Source organism: Flavobacterium kingsejongi (assembly GCF_003076475.1).
GTDB lineage: Bacteria > Bacteroidota > Bacteroidia > Flavobacteriales > Flavobacteriaceae > Flavobacterium > Flavobacterium kingsejongi.
The window spans coordinates 1,018,643-1,043,148 of the sequence record NZ_CP020919.1; the positions used below are offsets into that span (position 1 = coordinate 1,018,643).

The 24,506-nt window shown below is 48.7% G+C and carries 4 protein-coding genes and 1 pseudogene; all 5 read right to left on the reverse strand.

Annotated features, from left to right (window positions below):
* Positions 1-224: 224 nt before the first annotated feature.
* Positions 225-7,154, reverse strand: a pseudogene (locus FK004_RS04310) (hypothetical protein); the annotation flags it as partial.
* Between the two features lie 3 nt (positions 7,155-7,157).
* A complete protein-coding gene (locus FK004_RS04315; protein WP_108736151.1) occupies positions 7,158-9,479 on the reverse strand; it encodes a hypothetical protein in 2,322 nt (773 codons plus the stop codon).
* The gene (locus tag FK004_RS04320; RefSeq protein WP_108736152.1) at positions 9,446-10,627 is read right to left on the reverse strand and encodes a hypothetical protein; all 1,182 of its coding nucleotides are present in this window, start codon (positions 10,625-10,627) and stop codon (positions 9,446-9,448) included. The genes FK004_RS04315 and FK004_RS04320 overlap by 34 nt, the downstream gene beginning before the upstream one ends.
* 647 nt (positions 10,628-11,274) lie before the next feature.
* Complete coding sequence (locus tag FK004_RS04330; RefSeq protein ID WP_108736154.1) at positions 11,275-23,250, reverse strand: Ig-like domain-containing protein; 11,976 nt, start codon at positions 23,248-23,250, stop codon at positions 11,275-11,277.
* A gap of 96 nt (positions 23,251-23,346) precedes the next feature.
* On the reverse strand, positions 23,347-23,505 hold the full coding sequence (locus tag FK004_RS19145) for a hypothetical protein (protein WP_157956026.1): 159 nt from the start codon (positions 23,503-23,505) through the stop codon (positions 23,347-23,349).
* Between the last annotated feature and the right edge of the window lie 1,001 nt (positions 23,506-24,506).

The window sequence follows — 24,506 nt, forward strand, 5'->3', positions numbered from 1 at the left end:
CCCCCGATTCCATCACAGTGAACGGCTGACGTAAGCGCCAGGTTCACCGACAATGCACTAATTGGAGTACTGATGCCTACAAGATTGGACACGGCGGTACAGAATGGTGTAGTGGTAGCGGTGACTGCAACGGTATAATTCCCCGCATCCAGTCCCGGAATTTCCATCGGATTTACGGTTGTAGTACCCGTTCCATTGGCTACACTGGCTCCACTTCCATTACGTACTACAAAAGTATAGGGTCCGGAATAATCGGAAATCGAAATTTCGATGACTCCATTGCGGTCACCAAAACAGGTAATTTGTTTTTGGCTAGTAGCCGTTACACCAATACGCTCAAAGTCCGTTACCGTATAATACGCCATCCTGGAACATCCCGAAACGGTATCGCTTATTTTAATGATATATGCCCCTACCTCAGGAAGCGCGACCTGATTGCCCGCCTGCGGGATTCCCGAAGGCAAAAGCTGGTACAGGAATGCGCCGGAACCTCCAGTCACGTTAACTTCTACTATGGCAGCATTGGTACAGGTAAGTGCTGTAACCGGAACAATAATGGGCGCGCTCATGGGCACCGAAGGATCCAGTACCATATTGGTTGTTGCAATACAACCATTGGCATCTTTGACATATCCTGTAATGGCCTGTGGGGCTCCGGTATCGTAGACCGTAAAAGTAGCATTGCTGTAAAAGGATGTCCCGTCTATACTGTACATATAGTCCGGTGTACCACCAGAGCCTGCAAGTACGATCACTGCCGGTGCCGGCATATTGCCCGGTGTACAGCCAAAATCGTTTATACTGGCACTGGCCGTGACGGCTGTGGGCTCAACGATGGTCAGGGTTTCCACAGCAAAGCAGTGCCTTGCGGAGACCACTTTGACCGTATACGTCCCGGCAATCAATCCTGTAAATACCGGACTGTACTGTAATGGCCCATCATTACTACTATACTGATAATCCGGATTATTGTTTCCGGTTAACAGGGTGATGTCTATTCGTCCGTCAGCTCCTGCAAAACAGGATACGGGGGTGGCAACAGCATCAAAGGTGACCGGAATCGGGGCATCAAACGTATGGATTTGGCTCTTCTCACAGTCGGTTACGGTATCTTTTACGCTAATCGTATAGGTTCCTGCATCCGCCATGCCTGTAAATATCCCCGTGGTGTTGGTTGCCGTAGTGCCATCGGGATAGTGCAGCGTATAATCAAAATTGCCACTTCCACCCGATGCGGTTGCTGTAATTGCCGCTCCGGGTTGTACCACATCACAATCAATCCCTTTATCCACCGCACTCTCCAGTAACAGCCTTTCCAGCAGTACAATCGTATTCGTCGTGACCGTACAATTCCAGGTATCGCTGACTACTATGGCATATACTCCCGCATCCAATCCGCTGAATACCCGGTTTGCCTGCACGGTTCCCTGTGGGCTGCCGTCCTTAATCAGTTGGTACTGATAATTGTCTCCTGCTCCTCCCATAGCGGTTGATACCAGAATACTACCATCCAGTCCGTAACACTGTTGGGTGATAATTTCCAGATTTGCCGTAATCGGTGTTGGATCCACCAGGATTACATCGGGCAACTGTAGTTCACAGCCTCCGGCATCCCTGATCCATACCTGGTAAGTTCCTAGACTAAGGCCCTCCCAAAGTACTGTTGGTGTATACGCTGCCGCTGTTGGTGGTGAAATGCCCACATAATAGCGGTAATTGCCCCAGCCCCCGTTTGCCGTAAGTCTTATACTACCATCATTCCCATCACAGCTTATTTCCTGTACTGCGGTGGTACCATTTAATACCCCTCCTACTGGTGCTGCTATTGCAAATTCCAGTTCCTGCGTACAAAAAGGAGTTCCGTCGAGGGTAACCCTTACAGTATACGTTCCGGCTCCGAAAGCGATGGCCAGAGTGGGCCCCTGATCCGGCTGTGATCCGGAAAGCCCTGTTGGCGTCCCGTCACTTTCAAAAATTTCCCATTGGAAACCTCCGGTATAACCGGGATCGTTTACTGAAAAGGTTACTGCCCCGGTGTTGGTTCCTTCACACACTACTTGACTAATTGTATTGACCCCGATCGTAAATACATTGGGTGACCCAATGTCATGCACGGCATACAGCTTACATCCTGTCACTTTATGCCGGATTTGGAAACTATAATTACCAATACCCAGATTGGCAAAAATGGCACTATCCTGCCAGTTTGCCCCATTGTCTTTGCTATATTCCAATACGGAAAGATCACCTAAACCTGTTACGGCACTAATGGATATTGTAGCATCTGCCAGGCAGGTTATCGGTGTTACCACTACAACACTGGCGCTCTCCAGGCTGTCAAAAGCTGTAATTACTGCTGTTGCTGTAGCCTCACATCCGTTAGTGTCATATACGGTAATGGAGTAACTTCCGCCTCCGGCAGCCAAAACAATATATACCGGATTCGGGCTATCCTGCAACAGGCTATCGGACATCGTTTCCCGGAATACATACCGGACATAGGTACCAGATCCACCAGTAATCTGGTTCGGATCAATGGTAATCATTGCCGACTGCATCACATTTCCTGCCGTACAGGCAAATTCGGTTACTGTAATGGCTGCAGGAAGAAGTTCCATTAATGCCGGAGTTCCTATGGTAAAGGTCATTGATGCCACACAGTTTCGCGCTGACTTCACGGTAATTACATGATCGCCCGCTGTGAGGTTTATAAATAAAGGATCTGCCTGCCAGGTCGTACCGCCGTCTTTACTGTATTCGTAAGGGAAATCGGTACTGGCTGCTGCCATCGCTACAGTCAGCCTTCCATCAGCCGATCCGAAACAACCTACCGGAACAGTTGTGGCATCAAATACTACGGGTGCCGGAACGGCCAAAGTTACCAGTATGAATGCGCTACATAAAGTCGTTGTATCCCGAACCCCAAGTACATAGTCTCCAGAAGCTAAGTCCGGAAAAAGTGCGGTGGCCTGGAAAGCGGTACTGATTCCGCTACTGTCTTCCAACTGATACTCATAAGCCCCACTTCCGCCTGTGGCTATCGCGGTAATGGTACCATCATCCGCCGTACAATTTGTAAGATCTACTGTAGCTGTAAGGCCCAATGGCGCTTTAATCTCCAATGTAATAGTGGCATCACAACTATTGGTATCGGTAACAGTTATCGTGTGAGTTCCTGAATTCAGATTGGTCAAGGTATGTGGAAAGGAGACAGGGCCAATCGCTGTCGCTCCGTCCAGGCTAAGCCAATAGGGTGCAATTCCTTCTGTATCCAGGGTGATAATGGCACTATAAGTTCCTTCCGTGCTTTCGCAACTGTTGGTCAGTACTGCCGAAATTACGGGTGCAGGATCTTCATCCAGCACCACCACTGTTGATGCTGTAATACAATTATTAGCATCTTTTACATATACGATATAACTGCCTGCTTCGGCTGCAAATGTATTCGGGCTGCTGCCTGCCCAGGTAGCAAGAACCGGTGCCGGAGCGGTTGCTATGTCCCACTGGTATTCATAAGGGGCTGTCCCGTATTGTGCCGTCGCAGCAAGGATTCCTGTATTCAGGCCACAATTGTCATTTTGAAGCACTGCAGCTGTCACTTCTAATGCCAGTACCGATTCTGTAATGGTAAAGTTATTGGACGTAGTACAACAGCCGTTTGCTGTCCCACCGTTTTCGGTAAATAGCAGGTAATAAGATCCGGGTGCCAAAGGCCCGTAATGGGTTATCGTAATGGGTGCCCCGGCAAGCGTACTTGTGGTTTCAAGCGGCCCTGCCACGGTGTTATTCAGTGTATAATAGACCTGGTAACTCACCGAAGTGGCATCAATAGCATAGTCGGTAATGGTAAAGGAAATCTTTCCGTCCGCATTTCCGGTACAGCTTACGTTATCGACAACATCCAAAGCTGCCTTTAGGGTAGACAGTGACGGTATGGGTACTGCAGCCTGTTCATAATAATAGCAATTGGTACTTGCGTCATATACCATGAACGTATAGGTTACTCCCGATACTAAACCGGTAAACGTCTTTGTGAATGGCGTTCCCGGATCGGAGGCTACAAATGCCGGATCGGGATATACTGGTTCCGGCCAGGTATAGATTGCAAAGTAGAACGGCCCGGTGGAAATCGCGGCAGCACCTACCGTTACAGTGGCAGTACCCCCCGAAATACAATCGGTCACTACCGGATCGATATCAATATCCAGGTTATCCGGTGGGGAGGCGATCTTTATGTTTTCTTCAAAATGGGGACACCCATTACTATCGATGACTTCGACACGGTAAAATCCAAATACCAGGATATCAAATGTATGGTCTGTGGCTGTCGTAGGCCCATAGGAATCCACCAGATTACCGAGGCTATTGTGCAGGTAATAGGTATAGGTTCCCGTACCGCCCGTGACCCCATTGATGATAATCTCCCCTCTTTTCGTATCTCCGGCTGCCACATCACAAGTGATGGGTACTGCGGTAAAATTAAAGGCAACGGGATCCGGTTCGGTAATGGTAAAATGAGTTACGGCAGTACAGCTATAGTCTTCCGTCACGGTAATTTCATATACTCCTGCTGCCAGTCCCCAGGTTTGGCTTCCATAATTTGTCCCGGTCGTGGTGTTTACCACCTGTAGTGTATAATCCGGTGCCGTATACGTTACGTCCACGGTAATCGCTGCAATGGCCTCCCCGTGGCACGGGATTTCCTGGATTTGGGTGACGGCTGTAATTTCCGGTGGCGTGGCCGGAGTAATAGTGACAGTACGACTTTCCCTGGTACAATTATACAAATTTGTCAATTGGAATTTATAGTCCCCCGGGGTTGTCGTCGTATAAATCAGTCCTGCAGTTTCAAAATCATCCGGTACCGGTTGTAACGGCCCATACGCACCACCATCTATGGCTACCTGCCAATAGAGTACATCATCTCGATGCATATTATTTCTCAACCAAATTTCCGCAGCAGCGGTAGTGGTACATCCCAACGGCTTGTCCACAATTACCTGTGGATCAATTGGCAAAAGATTCGGCATCGAAAGGGTGTCGATACAACCGTTAGCATCCCGTACCGTAAAAGTATTGGTAATAGAATGGTCAAAAATGGTGAATACAGGACTATCCTGATAGGTACTGCCATTTTGATTGTAAGTAAAGGGCGCTTTTCCTTGGCTGACTGCTAATACTGCCTGTGTCAACCCATTAAAACAAAGAGTTGATGAAGGATCCAGGGTCAGTACTGGCGGTACGGGTTCTGTAATTTCAAAAGTAGCTGTTGCCCTACATCCGCCAGGAGATACTATATTAATAGTATATAATCCGGAATCTACGAGGTTATCGAAATAAGGGACACTACTGGTCCTGTTCCCATTAGGGCCTAATAGCGTATATTGATAGGGCGTCGTTCCTCCCGTTGCATTGATTACAACACTTCCACCGCTGATACAGGTTTTATCGGTGACATCTACTGTTACTTCAATCGGATCCGGTTGGGTAATGGTAAAGTTTAATGTTATAAAACAGGTCCCATCGGTATAACTGTTTTTTATCAAAAACACATGATCTCCAGCCGTTAAATAGGTTAGGTTCAGTAATGGATTGGCCTCGCCCGACCATATTACTTCATCATCCAAAATATATCCATACATATTGTCCGCAGGAGTACCGAAGTTTGTAATCCTGATTAATGCTTGTCCATCATTTAAACCGCTATTACAGGATAAATGGGTAAGTCCCACGATTTCCGCCGTAAAAGTTTTATCTTCTACGACTACCGAAGCCGTAAGGGTTCCGGGGCATGTTTCGGGTAGCTGTGTCACCTGGATGTCATCCAGCGCGATCGCATTTTCAGTTCCGGCCGTTGTGTAGGAACGCAATACGACTTTTATATTCGTTTGGTTACCAGGCTGTAACGTCACGCTATAATTATTCCAGTCCTCATTGTTTGGGATTCCTCCGGTATGGCTTTCCTGAATCAGGACTCCGGTAGCATCTACCAACTGGATGGTAATATCCGGAAAGGCACCCACAGCCATGCTGTTCCTAAGGTTGAGTGCGGCTAAAGTCACCGTAATTTCCTGGTTGGGCAGGCTATTCGTAATTTCTTTTTCATATAGCACACTGTCTGTATTCCCCAGGTTCAGGGCCAGGAAACGTCCTTGTGCATCCCCGGTATGATCGGGGCGTACAATCCAGTTGGCAGCCAGGGGCGCAATGGTAGTTGTAACCGTGTATTCGCCAGGCATTAAATCTGCCCCTGCCGTACAATCGTCCGGTCCTGCCTGTGCATTATAACAATAGGAAGGGTCGATATTCGGGAGCGGTTTATTCGCTCCGGTTCCAAAGGTTTCTTTTACTAAAATCCCGTGTGCGGGCGGCGGACTGCTGCTATAGTGTGCTGTTACCACATGGGGGCCGGGTGCTACATCGTCAAAGACATTGCCGGGTTGCACCGGATTCCCATCAAGGCTGTATTCATAGGTAAAATCAATATTGTTGGATGCCGTTACGGTCAGTATTGCTATTCCGTTACATGTTTCCTGTTTGTCAATTGTAATGGTTGGTGCGGCTACAGGCGGATCAATAGTGATACTCCTGCTAATGGTGCAGCCGGCCGCATCCCTGATCCATACGGTATGGGTTCCAGCCCCGAGATAGCCGGCATTGCTGCTGCCAAAACTACCGCCTCCGATCTGGTAGGTATAAGGTGATGTCCCTCCCGATACATTGGTAATCCGTATTTCCGAACGGTTATCGGCACGGCAACTGCCTTCTTTTGAAATGCCTACCTCAGCGGTTAAAGGCTCCGGGCCTTCAATGATTACCATTATAATCCCCGGGCAATAGGTTCCGGGATAATCGGCTACCCTGATGGTATAGGTTCCGGCACTCAGTCCGGTAAACGTATTTTGGGTGGCCGGGTGTGCCGGCTTTCCATCCATACTGTAAATATAATTGCCATTATTGCCCCCGGTAGCGGTTACCGTGATGGTCCCATTCGAATAGGCCGAACAGGCCACATTGGTATGGGTTTCGGTCACCGTGATGGGCAGGTTTTGTGTAATCGTAATGGGAAATGAAAGGGTACAGCCACTGGCATCCTTTACCCAAACGGTATAGGATCCTATAGTGTCCACAATAATAATCTTGGATACCGGCATCGGTCAATAGCTGATCGCACCGCCTGGCATTTGCTGCAAAGCATACTGATAGCTGGCAGGATTACCGCCCGAGACGGCAAACTGAAGCCGCCCGATAGGCAGTCCACCACCACCGCCCGGTACACAGGAAGCGATATTGGTTACAGCTACCGTCGCTATAAATTCTGGGTATATGGTATGGTTGACCGGAACATTACACCAGTTGGCATCCCGTACTACAAAGGTGTAATCGCCGGGAGCAAGACCAGTAAAAACGGGGCTTGCCTGATAGCTGCTGCCTCCATTACTGCTATAATATAGCGGTGCTACCCCGCCTGTCCCTGCCAGTTCGACGGTGGCACCATTGGCCGTATCATAACATGCTGTTTGCTGCAATGCTGCCGTTAGGGGTAACGCCCGGTTAATCGTAAAATCAACAGATGTGCTACAGCCCCTGCTGTCGGTAATGGTCGCGGTATACGTTCCTTCTACATTCAGGTAATCAAATACATTATGGGTTTGTGGCCCTACTATAGTACCCCCATCCGGAAACTGTACGGTATAGTGGCGTACACCCGGTGCACCGCCGGATCCCACTAATACTACCGAACCGTGAATGCAACTGATATCTGACGGATGGGCTGCTAACCCTAAAGTGGACGCGGTGCCACCAATTGTAACGGTAGCAGTATCCATACAGCCGGTAACCTCATCGGTCACGAGCAGCGTATAATTCCCCGGAGCGAGGTTTGGGAGGGTAATGGAAACGCCGGGTGTTTGCCCTGTTACTATTGCATCACTATTTAATTTATAAGAAAACAAATGCCCATCGCTATGATCCATGACCTTAAAGGTAATGGAACCATCATTGCTGCATCGTGCATTCTCCCCGGTAAATTCGATCAGCTGGATGGGGATTCCTCCCACTATCTCATGGTTTTGGGTGTAGGAACAGCCTTTGCTGTCGGTCACTTTAAAGGTATATACTCCGGGAGCAATATTGGCAAATAGCGGGTCATTGCCATTTCCGATGAGTGTCGGTGCTATAATTTCATAGGTAAAGGGCGCTGTGCCACCCGTTACCGCCAAGGCTACTGCTACACTATTGCAGCCCAAAGGCGTCGTGGTAAAAGTGAGTCCCGTCGGAGGATTTAGCGGTTCCAAAATCCAGGTGTCGGAAGGTGCGATACAGCCATTGGCATCCCGGATATAGGTGGTATAGGTTCCTGCCGCCAGATTGGTAAAAACGGGAGCTGCCTGAAACGTTCCGGAATCACCCAAACGGTATTCATACGGGGGTGTTCCCCCTGTAGCGCCATAAAATTCGATACTTCCCAGTGTCGTACAGGTTAACTCCTGCAGGATATTGGTCCCTACTTCCATATTAGAGGCCGCTACTATAACCGCAAGTTCCGGTTCGGTTTCACAATATAGTGTTGCACCACCAGCAGCTGTCCCTATGGTATACCGCAACTGGATGTAATAGTCGTTGGGTGCCAGATTGGGGAATATCCCTGAATCCTGATAGGCAGGATTACCAATGCTCCCTTCATGCAAACGGTAGGCTATTGGAAAACCATGACTGTTGGAGAGGTTTACTGTAATACTACCATTGGCAAAAACACCGCCACATAAGGGCTGGACGGCAGCGACGGTATATTCCGGGGCAATACGATTCAGGGTAATCCCGGCGGTAGTGGTACAGCCATTGGTATCCTCAACCGTAATGGTGTAGGTTCCCGGATCGGCTATGGCAAATTCGGGAGCTGCCTGTGTAGGCCGTCCCGGCAGCGTATAGGTAAAGGGAGCCACACCACCCGCCACAGCTACTGTAACTACAGCCGCATTACAGGTGAGTGGTGCTGTAAGATTGGCTACCGCTTCCAAAGGTTCCGAAGTAGTGGTGATCGTAACGACCTGTTCGCCATCGGTACAATCGCCTCCGGTATATTTTACGGTATAGGTTCCGGCACCCAGGTTCGAAAAGCTATAATATTTCTGGGTAATCAGATAAGGCAAAACCAACAGGAGGCTACCATCTTTCCATAATTCAAAACGCATTGTGGCGGTATTGCCCGCCCAGTTTAGCAATGCTGCCCTGATTGCACTCCTGCCACAGGCGGGTGGCGTTACCAGTACTTCCATAGCTCCCTGCTGCAAGTGTTCCACAGTAATATCCTGCAATGCTACACTACAACTTCCGGCTACTCCTCCGGTACCCGCACGGACGTATCCCGTATAGGTCCCGGGCGGGACTGTATTGAATTCGGGACTGTCCTGCCAGTCAAAAACCACAGTTGGATTCAACTGGTCTACCACTTTATATTGGTAGCCTGTCGCAGGCATATTGATAAAATGAATGGCCCCTTAATAGCAGCCGATACCGTACAATCCACAGGGGTCACTACGACCCCGGGATTCATTGTATTACTGCTTACATTAAAATAATAGGGCTTGAAACAGCCATTCTGGTAATAAATGGTTACCCGCCACTGGCCGGTGGTAGTGGCGGTAAAACTGTTCCCAACAGCGCGCTCTATCCACATGCATTCCGGATCTTTCGCGGCACAATTCTCCAATCCGGATCCACTGCAGGACGACTCGTCCAGCTGTTCCCATATAATATTCTGGACATCTGTAATGGGAATCGTAATGTGCCGGCTGTCGCCTGCACTGCATAAGACTATCGTAACCAGCTCTTCGCCATCATTGGGACAGGTAACCGTTTCGCCAAACGCAGCAAGCGGATGGGTTGTCATCTCGACAAACGGGATTACGGTAATTTCTTCGGTCAGAACCTCACAATTCCGTGTGGCTGTCACGGTATAATTGCCCGCTGTAGTCAGCGTGATTTGCTGGTTGTTCCCAATGGGAGTGCCCAGGTTATTTTTCCATACATACGAAGAGTAGCCCGCTATGGCCGTGACCTGAACCCCCGGCCCACAAAGCACTACCGTGCGCTGTTGCACGGGCATCGCTGTAGGCTGTACGGTTACGATGACCGATGTTATGTATCCATTTCCTACGAAATCATGAGTCCTGACTATATATTCTCCCGCATTTGCTGCAGTAAGATTTGGGACTTCCAGGTGGTATCCTGGTATGATGGTAAAATCCGGGAGTATCCACTCTACATACTCCCAATCCTCTGTTGAATCAAAGGCAAGTTGCAGGGTTTCCCCTGTACAGTAGACCGTTTCTCCTGTAATTGTTCCCATCAGGAAACGATCCTTCCCTACTGCTGTAACGTTTGTATCATCCGGGATGCGTATCCCCGTAAATAAAGAACCGGAAGCTACACCCCTGTTGGGGTTACAGGCTTCCGGGGCAACACTATATTTATCAGGGATCCGTAATCCGGGACTTGTTACACTCTTGTATTCCGTACCACCATGAACGGAACGGGCGACCTCCATCGTCGCTGCCGATAGGGCCTGTAGTACTGGAATTGAAAATAGGAATGCTACTGCAAAGAATTGTAGTTTTTTTATCATAAAATACTATTTTTCGAACTATACTAAACTGTAATCCCAGAAGGATTTTATATGGATTGCCAGCAGGACACCGCCTGGGCAGTATAAAATGGTGAAACCCTATAGCAGGTTCTATTGTAAGCCCTGCCATTGGGTTGTATTGCTATACCATCGATCGCCGCACTATACCTTCCTTTGCCTGCAAAAAGTGACATTCAACCCTATTTCCCATATTTGGGATAGGTCAAAGTACAGCCCTGCCATCAAGGCATGGCCTTGCATGAGGCAATGCAAATCATCGTGTTTGGGGATCGCTGAACGTGTACTAACGATTTCATAATTCTGCCTAAAACCCTGCTCATTTTGAGCGGATTATTGGCAAGCGTATAAAGTCGCATAGTGTACTCTTCAGGATTTGACATACAAAGCTACAGGACAGTTTGAAGATAAACTGCCACGATACGTTTTCTAAATATCAGATAACGACATTTTTTAAAGCCCATTTTCAGACTGTATTCGCGATTGTTTTATTTGTAATACTTATCGCCACGATATCCGGAGAAATACAACAAACCGAATTCGATTTTCCGGATCGCCTTAAACCAAAATACCCCCACGGTACAACCGTGAGGGTATTTTTATTGGATGCTTTTTTGCCTATTTAGGCATTATCTGTAGATCGTAACATGTCCTACGATCTCGCGATTCGTTCCATTGTTCAGGCGGATCACATACCAGTAATCTCCGGAGGGCAAAGCCACTCCTTCATAGACTCCATTCCAGGTTTCCCATTGTCGGATTGTGGCTACTTTCCTGCCACTACGGTCATGAAGATCGGTCATGATGTTCGGGTAATGCTCAATATGCAAAGGAGTCCAGGTATCATTTTCGCCATCGTTATTAGGCGTGAAGAAATTTGGCACTTCGATATCGATGAATACGACGACTATCTGTGTTATGGCTTCACACCCATTGGCATCTACTACTTTCACCGTATAGTTTCCGGAATGGGAGAACTGATATACCGGATTCGTACCATTATCATAATTGTTAAAATAATAACGATAGCCTGGCTGTCCGCCTTGTGCCGTAGCCCTGATCTGGTTGAGCCCTTCTTCCACCGCCGTTACGATTAGCGGTTGCGTGGCTGCCACCGTAAAGGTTACATTTTGGGTGCAACCGGAGCTGTGCGCTACCGCAACGGTATACGTTCCCGGAGTAAGGTCATTAAATACAGGTTCCAGCTGACTTTGGCCGTTCAAGGTATAAACGACACTTGAAACCACATCCGGATGTACCGTAATGGTAACGGTATTGGAAGGTGCATTAGCGGCACAACCGTAGGCCACATGGGCCACCGGTTCTATTTTCACCCCGTTAGCCATAGGTACCATCAGTGGTGTAATACAGCCGTTGGCATCCCGAACCACAATAGTATAAGTTTGTCCTCCTGCCAGACCTTCATAGGTCAGTTGCCCGGAAACAAATGGCGCACCGTCCAGACTGGTAGCATAAGGTGCTACGCCACCGGAAATTGCAATGGTAAAGGAAGCATCTTCGTCCCCATAACATACTTCGGGGATTAGATCTGCCAAGGTTACCACCAATGCCGGCGGCCCATTGACGATCACATTCTGTATCCTGATACAGCCGTTACTGTCTTTTACATGTATGGTATACGTTCCCGGTAACAGGGTATCAAATACATTGGAAGCCCCATAATCATTTGTATTCGGTGAAATGGAATATACATAAGGCCCGGTACCTGCACTTACATTCATGGTAATTTTCCCTATAGGATCCGAACCACAAACGACATGTTCTACCACGGGTAACGCGACCACCGGCACCCGCTGTGCTACAGTAAACGGTTCTGTTATTTCACAACCGTTAGTATGTTTTACCTTAAAAATATGGTCCCCATAAGGGATATTAGTAAATGTATTGTCAGCCTGATAGCTACCTCCATCCAGTGCAAAGGTCACATGACCTGATGCTTCTGCATTTACAGTAATCACCAGTTCGTTATCCGGTGTATTGTTAAAACAGCTGTAATTCATTTCATAAGTAGCGCTGAGCACAACCGGTTCTTCCAGGGTGATGGTCCTTCCGATCTCACAGCCATTGGCATCCCGAATGTAAATCGTGTAAGTCTGCCCGCCTGCCAGATTATCATAAATCACTTTTCCGATGACAAAATCATCCGGAAGGTTTGTATTAATACTGGTCGCATAAGGCGCTACGCCCCCACTCGGTTCCACCTGGATAATTCCAGTAGCGGTTCCCGCACATAGTTCTTCGCTCACCACAACCAGGTTACCATCCAGTGCCGCAGGCTCGGTAAGGGTCAGTACGAGGCTTTGATAACACCCATTGGCATCCTGTACCCTAACGGTATAGGTACCTGCTCCCAAATTGCTGAACACCGGATTGGTCGTCCAATACTCCAGATTCGGTGAAATGGCATACATAATGGTTCCGGTGCCTCCGGTAGCTGCAATACTAATACTTCCGGTAGCCTGTCCTGCACATCCTACATCCTGAAGTGTCGGTATGATGTTTAATGGTAATGGCTCGGTAATCGTAATCAGGCCAGAGTCCTTTTCACAATCCATACTGGTCACACGAATCCTGTAATTTCCGGATCCTAATCCGGTAAATAATCCGTCCGGCTGTGAACCGTCGATCATCGTATTGGTAGTTGCCTCCCACAATTCATAGCTGTAATTGCCCAAACCTCCGTTGGCTGTAGCCCGGATAACGGCTCCGGTTTGCCCGGAACAATTGACTATGGCGCCGGTAAGATCCAAAAGAATATGCAGCTCCGGAACCGGGTGAATGGTAATGGTGTTGGTTCCTACGCTACAGCCATTGGCATCGCGTACAAAGTACTGATAACTGCCTGCCCCTACAGAAAAAGTAGGATTTGGCCCGAAATTGATCCCATCGGTGCTGTACTCATAAGGGCTTGTACCTCCGGTGGCTGTTACTGTTATCACGGCATCAGCCGTACAGGTTAATGCTGTTGTTTGTGCCAGTATACCGAGCAGTACATCGGGCTGCGTTATGGTTACCGGTGACGCATCGGCCGTACAGGACCAGTTGTCTTTCACACTGATGGTGTAGGTTCCTGCTCCCAGGTTGGCAAATACCGCACTGGCTTGTGGGCCGGTTGACAACCCGCTTTCATGATGGTATAACGTATACGTATAATTCATTCCCTGCCCTCCGGTAGCGGCAGCGGTAATTGTAGCTGTCCTGTCTCCAAAACACGCTACCGCAACCCTATCGGCGATCGCCGTTGCTGTAATGGGCACCGGCAGTACTAACGTACTATTTTCCGAAACGACACAGCCTTTATCGTCTTTGACATTGACCTGGTAATTGCCTGCGGACAGATAGGTAAACAGGCCGTTACTGCTATAATCTGTGATTATGGTTCCGGTAGCCTGATCCACAAGCTGATAGGCATATACTCCCCATCCTCCGGTGGCCTGGGCCCAGATTTCGCCCCTGTCGTTGGTACAGGTTACACTACCCCGTTCTGTAAGCGTAAGTTGTAGTGCGGCTCCTGGAGCTGCGATAGCGACCCCATTCGACACCTGGGTACAGGACGGTATATCAATAGCGGTTACTGCTACCGTCACGTTTCCACCCGGCAATCCGGCAATGGCCAATGGGTTTACGGAAGTATCCCCGGTACCCGTGGCAATTGGATTGCCTGCACTATCCAATACGGCATAATTATAGCCTCCGGTATAGCCTGAAATAGTAATTTCCAGTGCTCCGGTACTTGCCCCAAAGCAACTTACCGGAACAGTGGCTGTAGCGGCAACCTGCATAAAATCAAAAGGCAGTACGTCATACTGTTCAGTACTAAAACAGTTGGTTGTGGTATCGGTAATCCTGAAATAATAGGTTCCTACTGCCGGCAATACAAATGTAGGGCTGGCCTGTGGTGTCCCGGAAGGTAATAGTTGGTATGTAAAGTTCCCGGATCCCCCGGTAACCCCGATACTTACTTCTTCCCCAACCAGACAGGTGATCCTGCTCTCCATCGTTACCGAAGCTCCTACCATAGGCGTGAAGGACTGGACTGTTGCTGTTGCAGTCCCTTCACAGCCATTGGTATCATAGGCATAGATTGTCATAGTACCACCATTGATATTCGTGTACTGCACTACCGGGCTTGGCCCGTTTTGCAGTACTGCCCCGGTCGCCTCATCTATAAACTTATAGCCGGTATAGGTACCGGATCCTCCTGTGATCAGTGCCGGATCGATCGTAATGACCGCCGTATTGAATGTATTTCCGGTGGTACAGCCAAATTCGACAACACTTACTGCGGCTGCCGGAATTGTAATTGCTGTAGGTGTTGTTACCGTCACGGTTTGTGTCAGTGCACAGGCTTTGGCTGACTGTACTGTAATGTCGTAGTTCCCGGCTGTTAATCCTGTAAATACTGGATTATTTTGCCAGTTCACCCCGCCATCCCTGCTATAGGTATACGGTACATCGCTATTGCCAGGCTCCAGGCTCACGGTAATGGTACCATTTGCAGCACCAAAACAGCTTACGGCTGTAGCCGTGGTTGTAAATGTTACGGCTACCGGTACCTCCAGTTGTACTGCAACCGGGCGTTCGCACGCTGTTGTAGTATCCTGTGTAATTACGGTATAGTTGCCTCCGGCTAATCCGGTAAAGGTATTGGAAGGCCCAAAAGGAACGAGTTCGGTACCGGTGCTATCTTCTAATTTATAGTTGAAATTTCCGGATCCTCCTGCCGGATTCATGGTAATCGTACCGTCAGCAATGCTACAGGCAGGATGTGTCACTACGGGAATTCCGGGAACTAATGGCGGATGTATTTCTATCATAACCGTAGCTCCGCAATCATTGAGATCCCTGATGATCACAGTATGTGTGCCTGCACTGAGATTCGTATAATCAAATGTATCGGCCTGGGTCTGGAATACGCCCCCGTCGAGACTGTAACGGTAAGGTGCTACACCATCGGCTACGCGGGTGACGCGGATGGTAAAATTACCATTGGTCGCACAGGCATCCGTAAGCACTGCCGTGATATCCGGTGTAGGATCGGTCGGTACTGTCACGACGGCTGAAGCCTGGATACAATTGTTGGCATCCCTGATGTATACATTATAATCACCGCCATCGGTAGCCATTATATTGGCAGGTGTCCCTGCCCAGGTTGCGATTGTTGGTGCCGGGCTTCCATCGGGTACCAACTGGTATTCGTAGGGTGCTGTGCCGCCATCCGCAACTGCTGTAATACGGCCTGAACCGGCATTACAATTGGCATTTTTCGTCAGGTGGGCGCGTACTGAAAGTGCTACCGCTGCTTCTTCAATGGTGAAGACGGCCGAGGCCAGCTGACAGCCCTCTATTGACGGGTCTCCGCCTGTTTCGGTAAACAAAATATAATAGTCACCCGGAGCCAGGTTGGCCCTAAAGTCGGTAACGGTAACCGTTTGTCCCGGAGTGAGTCCGGAACTGATACCTGCCGTTCCATTGGGCAGGTTGGTCAACGCATGGTAGAGCTGGTAGCTCACCGCGGTTGTACTTGGATCATAATCGCTGAATTCAAATGAAATACGGCCATCTGCGGCACCCCTGCACCTTACGTTTTCAGGATGCATCACCGGCAATAGTGTAGATTGCGACGGAGTAGGAAGATCGGCCTGCCTGAAATAATGGCATCCTGTGGCATGATCGTAGACGGCAAAACTATAGACGGCTCCGGGAATTAATCCGGTAAACGTATGGCTCAACCCGTCGGTACTATTGGGCACTACAAATCCGGTTGGATAGCGCTGTGCGGGATCTACTACAATCGCAAATTCAAATGGCCCACCCAATATGGCTCCGCCTACGGTTACTTTTACAGTGGCACCGGAAACACAATCGGAGGTGATCAGGTCATATTCTATGTCGAGGGATTCGGGCGGTGAAGCCACGGCAATATCTTTGGTTTCCTTCGGACAGTTATTGGCATCGATGACCAGCACGGTGTAAAAACCAAAGTCTACAACGGTGAAATCATGATCGGTAGCTGTCGTTGGGCCTTCGACATTCAGCTCTTCCCCGAGACTGTTGTACAGTTTGTAAATGTAAGGCCCGGTGCCACCGGTTACTCCCTGGATATGAACAATCCCAAAGAGGGTACCTCCGGTAAGGTCACAGGTAATGGGAGTAATCCCAATGGTATACTCAATCGGATCGGGTGCTGTGATGACCAGGTTTTCGGTAGCGGTACAGCCTTTGGCATCGGTTAGGGTCACCTCGTAATGCCCTGCGGGTAATCCGGCAAGGTAATCGGGATAAGCGGTGCCTGCACCATCTGCAACGGTAATGTTAAAGGGTGCCTGCCCTTTAGTACCATCAATATCCACCCGGATCAGGGCTTTCCCCCCATAACATTGTATAGGATCGGTCGCTGTAACCGCTATTATTTCAGGGAATACGATCGGGTCAATAGTGATGATTGCCGTTTCGGCAGCGCAATCCAATGCATCTGTAATTTTAAACCTGTAGGTTCCGGGTGTAGCTGTAGGATAAACAAAACTGTTGCCTGTTAGCGCGACTTCCGGTCCATAGGGATTGCCATCAATAGCAACCTGGTACCGGAATACTGCAGTTCCTCCGGATAGGGTAATGCTAATTTCGGCTTCGGGTGCGGGGCTACAATCTAAATTCTTGCTGAGTAAGGCGTTGGCCATCAGCTCGGGTTCAATAGTTGGTGTTATAGTCCCTACACAACCATAGGCATCTGTCACGGTAATGGTATAATCACCGGGTACCAGGCCTGCAAATAGTGCGCTGTCCTGTGCTGCCCCGCCATTTAGGGCATACCGGTAGGGTGCTACACCGCCGGCTACGGTTACCTGAATGGTGGCTCCGGAAGCACCGGAACACAGGTTGGAAGCGGCGCTCACGGTAACGGTAAGGGCTTCGGGATCCCTGATTTCAAATGTATCGAATACGAGGCAATTGCCATTATCAGTTACTTTTATTTCATACATTCCCGTGATGGTAAGTGCGTCAAAAAAGCAACTTGCCCCTGTACTGCTTCCTGTGAAAACATCTCCATTGGGATCGGTGAGTTCATAGGCATACGGCAATGTTCCGCCTGTAGCGGCTATGGTTACGCTTCCTCCGTTAACACAGGTTTTATCGGTTACCACTTTGGTCATTTCCAGGGTTTCGGGTTCGGTAATGGTAAAGGTGAGCGGTACGATACAGGTTCCTGTCAGATAACTGTTTTGTACCTGTATGGTGTGTGTGCCCGCCCCGAAATTGTCGGTCAGGGTGAAGATCGGATCTTCGGCACTGTACCAGGTCGCGCCATTATCGGTACTAATCCCGTAATAGGGTTCCCCGATTTCCAAATTTCCACTGTTTTTTACCCGTATGGTTACGGTTCCATCGGCGGCCCCTTTACAGCTCACAGCGGTAACACTGATGAGTTCTGCCTCAAATTTCTTGTCTTCTATGTTTAACCTGGTGTAGTGCTCGCGTTCGCAGATTTCAGGAATCTGGTACACCTCGATATCATCCAGTGCCAGGTCATTTCCTTCTGTCACAATAGAATTGGTACGGATCACCAATTTCAACTGGCTGTTGGGCCCGGGATTCAGGTGAATCTCATATTGGTTCCATATATTATTGCTTGGGATATTTCCGGTATCCTGGGAAGCCACGATGGCCCCTGTATTGTCTACCAGTTGAACCAAAATATTCGGTGGGCTCTTAGTGGTTGGGCTTCGCAGCAGGTTCATCGCATACATTGAAGTAATCAGGTCCTGGTTGGGATAGATATCACGGATTTGTTTTTCGTAAATAACACCTTCTAATCCGGCGACACTCCCTACATTCAATGCTAAGAAACGGCCATTTGGATTCCCGGTATGGTCCCTGGTATTTACCCACGATACATTATTAGGGTTCAGTGCCTGAGTGACGCAATATTCTCCATCGTTGAGTTCGATATTGGGCCCGCAGGTCTTGGCCAGGGTTTGTGATTCATAACAGTATACCGGATCAATATTCGGGATGGAGGTATTAGGCCCTGCCCCAAAATCTTCGTGCAGCAGTATACTATTATTCAGTGGCCGTGTGGCAGTATAATAGGTAACAATGTCATGGTAACCCGGCAGTATCCCGGTAAAAACATTCCCGGTTTGTCTCGGGCCACCATCAATAGAATAGGCATATGTATAGTCGGTACTATCATTGTGCATTGTTATTTCGGCCGTCCCATCACAGTGGTATAGGATTTCGTGGGTAAATACGGGAGGTGCCGGTTCCGGCTCGATAGTGACTTCCATTGAAAATTCACACCCTCCGGCATCCCTGATGTATACGGTAAAGGTACCGGCACCCAGGAAACCGACATTGGAAGGACCATAGGTCACCCCGTCAAAACTATAGGTATATGGTAGTGCGCCTCCTTCGGCATTGGTAATGTGCACCTCCGCCTTATGATTAACCGGATCGCAACTGATATCCTTTGCTACCCCTACGGATGCCTGTAAGGGCTGGTAGGGCCCGCTTACCACAACCGATTGTACCGGGCTTACACAATAGACTTCCGTAACCCCTCCCGAAGGATCGGTAATGGTACGAACTACATACCGGATCAACACCTGATAGGTATTGGGAACAAGGTTGGTAAACAGTCCGGCATCCTGGTACGAGGTTCCGTTGTCAATACTGTATTGCAGAGTAAAGCCATAATCGTTGGTCACGATAAAGGCAATGGTACCCGCCGCTGCATTATAACAGGCTACTGCAGATCCGGTTACTGTAAACTCCGGGGCTATAGGTGCCCCAATTGTAACATCAGTTGTGGCTTCACAGCCCAGGGCATCCCTTACAAGTATGGGAAAAGTACCCGGTGTGGTTACTGGAAATAGGGCATCCGGTACGACACTTCCATTAAATTCGTAGGTAAACGGAGCGGTACCGCCGCTCAGGCTCAGGGTAACTTCTCCGGGTTCACAGGTGATTTCCCGGGTTACGTTGGCCGCTACAACCAAAGGATCGGGACTGGTGATTTCCCCATCTTCGGTACGTTCACATCCAGCATCTATAGTTGCTTTTACGGTGTACAGTCCGGGATTAACCCCGGTAAATGTATATTCGTCATCATCGGGCCCATTTAGAAGTCCCGAATCGGCAATCAGGCTGCTGCCCTGATACAGGCGGTAACGGTATTGTGGGGCACCTTCGGTCATTATGACCTGGATACTTCCGGGCCCGGCAGTACAAGTAGGGCTTTCCCATGTTACTGCCATCGCGGGTACGAGTTCTTTTACCTCAACATCCTGTACTTTAAACGTACACTGATTTGGGTTTCCGGCAAAACCGGTCGCACGGATGTATACGGTGTGCAGTCCCGGCAGCAGGTTATCAAAAAAGGGATCGGCGGTAAAAGGCCCTGCTGCATCGAGGCTTAATTCATAGCCCGAAGCAGGGACATTGGTAACCAAAATGGAACCGCTTGTCGCGCATATTTTGTGCTGTACCTGTACCTGTGGATCGAGTATATTTTTATATACATTAAAATAAAAGGTTTGGAAACAACCATTCTGATAGGTGATTACCATGCGCCATTGCCCTGCAGTATCGGCACTAAACACATTTCCGGTTGCGCGTTCTGTCCAGGTACAGCCCGGACCTACATTCGCACAATTATCCGGTAGCGAAGTCGTACAGGAGCCTTCATCCAGCTGTTGCCAGCTGATACTATCAGCATCGGTAATGGCAATTGTAATGGCGCGGCTATCGCCGGCACCACATAACGCAATTTTAACCATTTCTGTCAAATCATTCGGGCAGGTCACGGTTTCATCCCCAAAAATGGCGATGGGGTTTGTGGCCTGTCCCAGAAAAGAGATGACCGTAATTTTTTCGGTCAGTACCGCACAGGCACTGCTCGCCACCAGAGTATAATTCCCCTCGGCAGTCAGCGTAATTTCGGGATCATTGCCAATTGTACCTCCAGTACTATCATCGGTCCATACGTAGGTATCATATCCCGTTGGTGCGGTAACGAGTACACTGCTGCCGCATAATACGACAGTCCGGTCTTCCTCCCGTATATCCTGTGCTACGGTCACGGTTACTGGTTTTGCCAACCCGGGCAGGTTTTCGCAGGCTCCGGGACTTTGGATGGTGACATAATAGGTCGTATTTATTGTGGGTGCCGGTTCATATACCGCTCCCGTATGGAGTTCGTTTGCAGTACCAAGCGCAGCATCACTATACCATTTGATGACCGGATTGTTGACGACCGTAGTACTGGTAGCAGTTAAGGTAGCCGTTTGCCCGGGACAGATGGTTTGTGGTGCTACCTGTATGTCCGAGGCTACTGATGGGCGCTTGCCCACTAGGCTCACCCCTTTATAATCAGCTCCAACGGTAGGATTGACGAGTTTTTCGCATTTGTTATCCCCACTTACAGTTACCACATACGGCCAGTTGTGGGTCGCATCGGGTACTTCATCCGGGGTAAAGGTTTCACCGGTATGCAACAAAACATACCCTGGTGCCCAACGGTACCAACGGAATACCGGATTAACGACTGTCGTAGTGGAAGCGGTAAAGGTACCCTGCTGCCCATAACATACATATATATGTCCGGCTGTAATATCGGCAGCCGTCGCCTGCGGTTTGAGCACTGCCCTCACCTGTCGGGGTTTGGTAGTGGTATAATTGGGGTTATTTTCACAATATTCATCGCCCTTTACCGTAACATAATAGGAACGGTTAGCCGTAAGCGGTGGTGTGGTAAAAGTAGGCCCTGTCCCTACCTTATTTAGCAGGTTTTCATCAGTGTACCAGTTAAAAACCGGATTGGTCACCACTGAAGTAAATGCATTAAAGACAGCGGGTTGGCCATAACAGAACGATCCACCGCTATCCCCTAAATGTGCACCACTGGCATAGCGTTTTACCACTACGACTACGGGCAGGCGGACTTCACTTTCGCAACCCACTGATAGGGATGCCGCATAATAGGTTGTATTGTGTGCCAAAGGTACTGAAGGTGCAAGCGCAGTTCCGCCTGTAGGCGTACTGTACCATATTACATTGATTCCACTGGCTACTAAATCGGCAATGGTAGGAATCACTTCCCCGGGTATACTACAAACCGTTTGTGGGCTGAAACCTGTTGGCGGTGCTGGTTCGGCACGAATGATTACCCGTACGGTAACCCGTGCCGTACTTTCACAGCCTGTTACAGGATCTGTCTGGGACCCAAAATAAGTGTCTGCATGAATCAAAGCTGTCGATGGGTCCAATAGCGTCGTTCCTGTATACGACGTATACCACTTTATATTGGTTCCTGTAGCCACCAGTTGGGCTACAGTGGGTGCAGCAGCATTACAAAAATTTTGGTAATATTCTGCTGTGGGTGCGCCCGGGAGTGGATGCACCGTTACCGTATGCGTTGCCGACACACTACCGTTACATGCGGTAGCCGTAGCAGTGATGACTGCTTCTCCGGAAAAGGCAGCATTCCATCGAATAGAAGCTCCGGTTGTTGGAGAGACCGATCGGATGCTGCCAGCAGCTGCCGGTGTTATAGTATAACTCACCGGAACTTCATTATTTCCCACGGCATAATACGATGCTGTAGCACCGGCACAACTGAACGAGGCAGGCCCTAAATCAAATGCTACACTATCTACCCGTGGTCGTACGGTCACTGTGTGATTAGCGCTTCGCTGTCCTCCCTCACAACCATAGGTTGTCCCCGTAATCGTTGCGGTTCCAGAGAAATCGGGGTTCCAGGTTACATTTGCAGATGACTGCAAACTATAATTGCCACCCATGTCTTCGAGCGGCAGGGTAATAATTGTTCCAGCTTCGGGGGGTGCTATGCTAAAGACAATATCACCGCCCCTGCGTCCCGTAACGGCATAAAACAGGCTACTGGCTTCTCCCTGACAGATGGATTGTAGCGGAGCACTATCATTTACTTCCTTACCTTTAAAATAGACAGTATCAGACTTGTTCCTCTTGCTCACAACGTGTGTGGCACTTACCGGTATACCGTTACATCCAGTTACTGTAGCGGTGATAGTAACATCTCCTGAAAAATAATGATTGCCCACGGAAGTGACCCAGAGTACCGTACCTGTAGTTGAATTTATACTCCCTACCCTGCCTCCTGTCGGATTCATCGTATAGGTAATCGTACGCCCATAGGGATCTACAGCTGCATACGAAATAGCCGCTGGATTTGGATCTCCACAAACTTCAGAAGTTGCTCCCCGATCAAATACGGGTGGGCTATCTGCGATGGTGGTTACGGTCACAGGTGCCGGGCCGCGTACAAAGTTGCCCGCAGTGGTATAGCCATACTGATAGGTACCGGGCGTCACTCCTGTAAAGTTTGTTGTGGCACTGGTAATTAGTGTCGCCGGATCATAGGGATCGGGCGCAATGGCATAATTGTCGGGTACTGTTGTTCCGGTATACGTAATCTGGATGGTTCCATTAGCGGTACAATAGGAAGGTGTAGCAACCGCCGATAGGCCCGCATCGGTCTGGGCCTGTAAAAGCGGTATAGAAAAAAGCAAGGCAACGGCTAAAACATGTAATTTTTTGATCATAAGAATAGGTTTGTCCCAACCTGATGGCACTTCCTGCTACAAGGCAAAAACCTCCATAGTACCGGAACCAGCAGGTTATTGGAACTATTTAGTGGATTAGGCTATAAAAAAGAGAGCATTACTCTGATATTCCATTTCCAGGGGTTGCGGCGGTATACGCAGTCGTGCATTGGTTCCTGGGTGTATGGCAAGCGTTGCTGTCACCAATACCGGGCAGCATTGGATAGTGGTACTGTAAGGTAGTTTTGTTCTCATTATTTCGTAGTATCTGGTATAAATCAATAGTTTACGGTATAACACATGGCAATAGTGCTCTTGAAAATGCATTTCAAAAGCCTACTGTAAGGGAATAAGTGTATTATTTTTTATTCCTGCCGATAGCATTACCGAGCCCTATTCCACTGGGAAGCGCTACAGTATTCGGTTACTTTGATTTTTAGGGCTTGGGACCTTGGGGATTGTATTATGAGGGATATCCATCATGTTACTGTAGTACTCTTTGGGCAATTTCCTTCGAATAAGACCGTTCGATAATGTATATACGGGTACAAAACTACAGGACAGGAAGAATATAAATAGCCACAATACGTTTTCAGAATATCAGATAAGGACATATTTTAACATGACTTTTAGAAGCTAACGGTTCACCACACCCCCTACTGGTGTTCTTTTTATTTTCGTCGGTATTTCGTATGGCGTTATATAGGACCCCTTGTAACCCCAGTAAATACGGATAGCCACCGCTGGCCTGTATTCCTGTTTTTGTCATTTCTACGACACGTCCCCCGACGTATATTTTGGCGTCCCAAGTGTGGTCGCGACCACACCTGGGACGTGTCGCGACCACACCTGGGACGTGTCAGATGCACACTTTACCGTGGTCGTATCCACACTTTGGTGTGATCGCGACCTCGATTGAACGTATCAGATGCACACTTATCACGTATCGCGACCACACTTTGGTGTGCATCCAATCTCGAATAAAAAATATAATAATCCGTATAAAAACCTTCGAATCCATTTAGCAACCGCGTTTTTATACATTCTTTTCTTATTGTGCAACAGTGTTTTAAACATGAGTCCTATCCTATCCATTATGCCCCATCTTTTACCGTGCTGCATTGCAATATGCATCGAAAGCAGATCGTCCTACTGCTAAGTGAGGATAAAAATAATTTACCACTATTCCACTTCCCTTTTGCTCATTTTTAGATTTTGCCCTCTTCATGTTATTCGCAGAATGAAATATTTGCGAT

Excerpts from the sequence above, each read along its gene's own strand:
- FK004_RS04330 (WP_108736154.1), bottom strand. The coding sequence starts at position 23,250 with ATGATCAAAAAATTACATGTTTTAGCCGTTGCCTTGCTTTTTTCTATA.
- FK004_RS04315 (WP_108736151.1), bottom strand. The coding sequence starts at position 9,479 with ATGCCTGCGACAGGCTACCAATATAAAGTGGTAGACCAGTTGAATCCA.
- FK004_RS19145 (WP_157956026.1), bottom strand. The coding sequence starts at position 23,505 with ATGAGAACAAAACTACCTTACAGTACCACTATCCAATGCTGCCCGGTA.
- FK004_RS04320 (WP_108736152.1), bottom strand. The coding sequence starts at position 10,627 with ATGATAAAAAAACTACAATTCTTTGCAGTAGCATTCCTATTTTCAATT.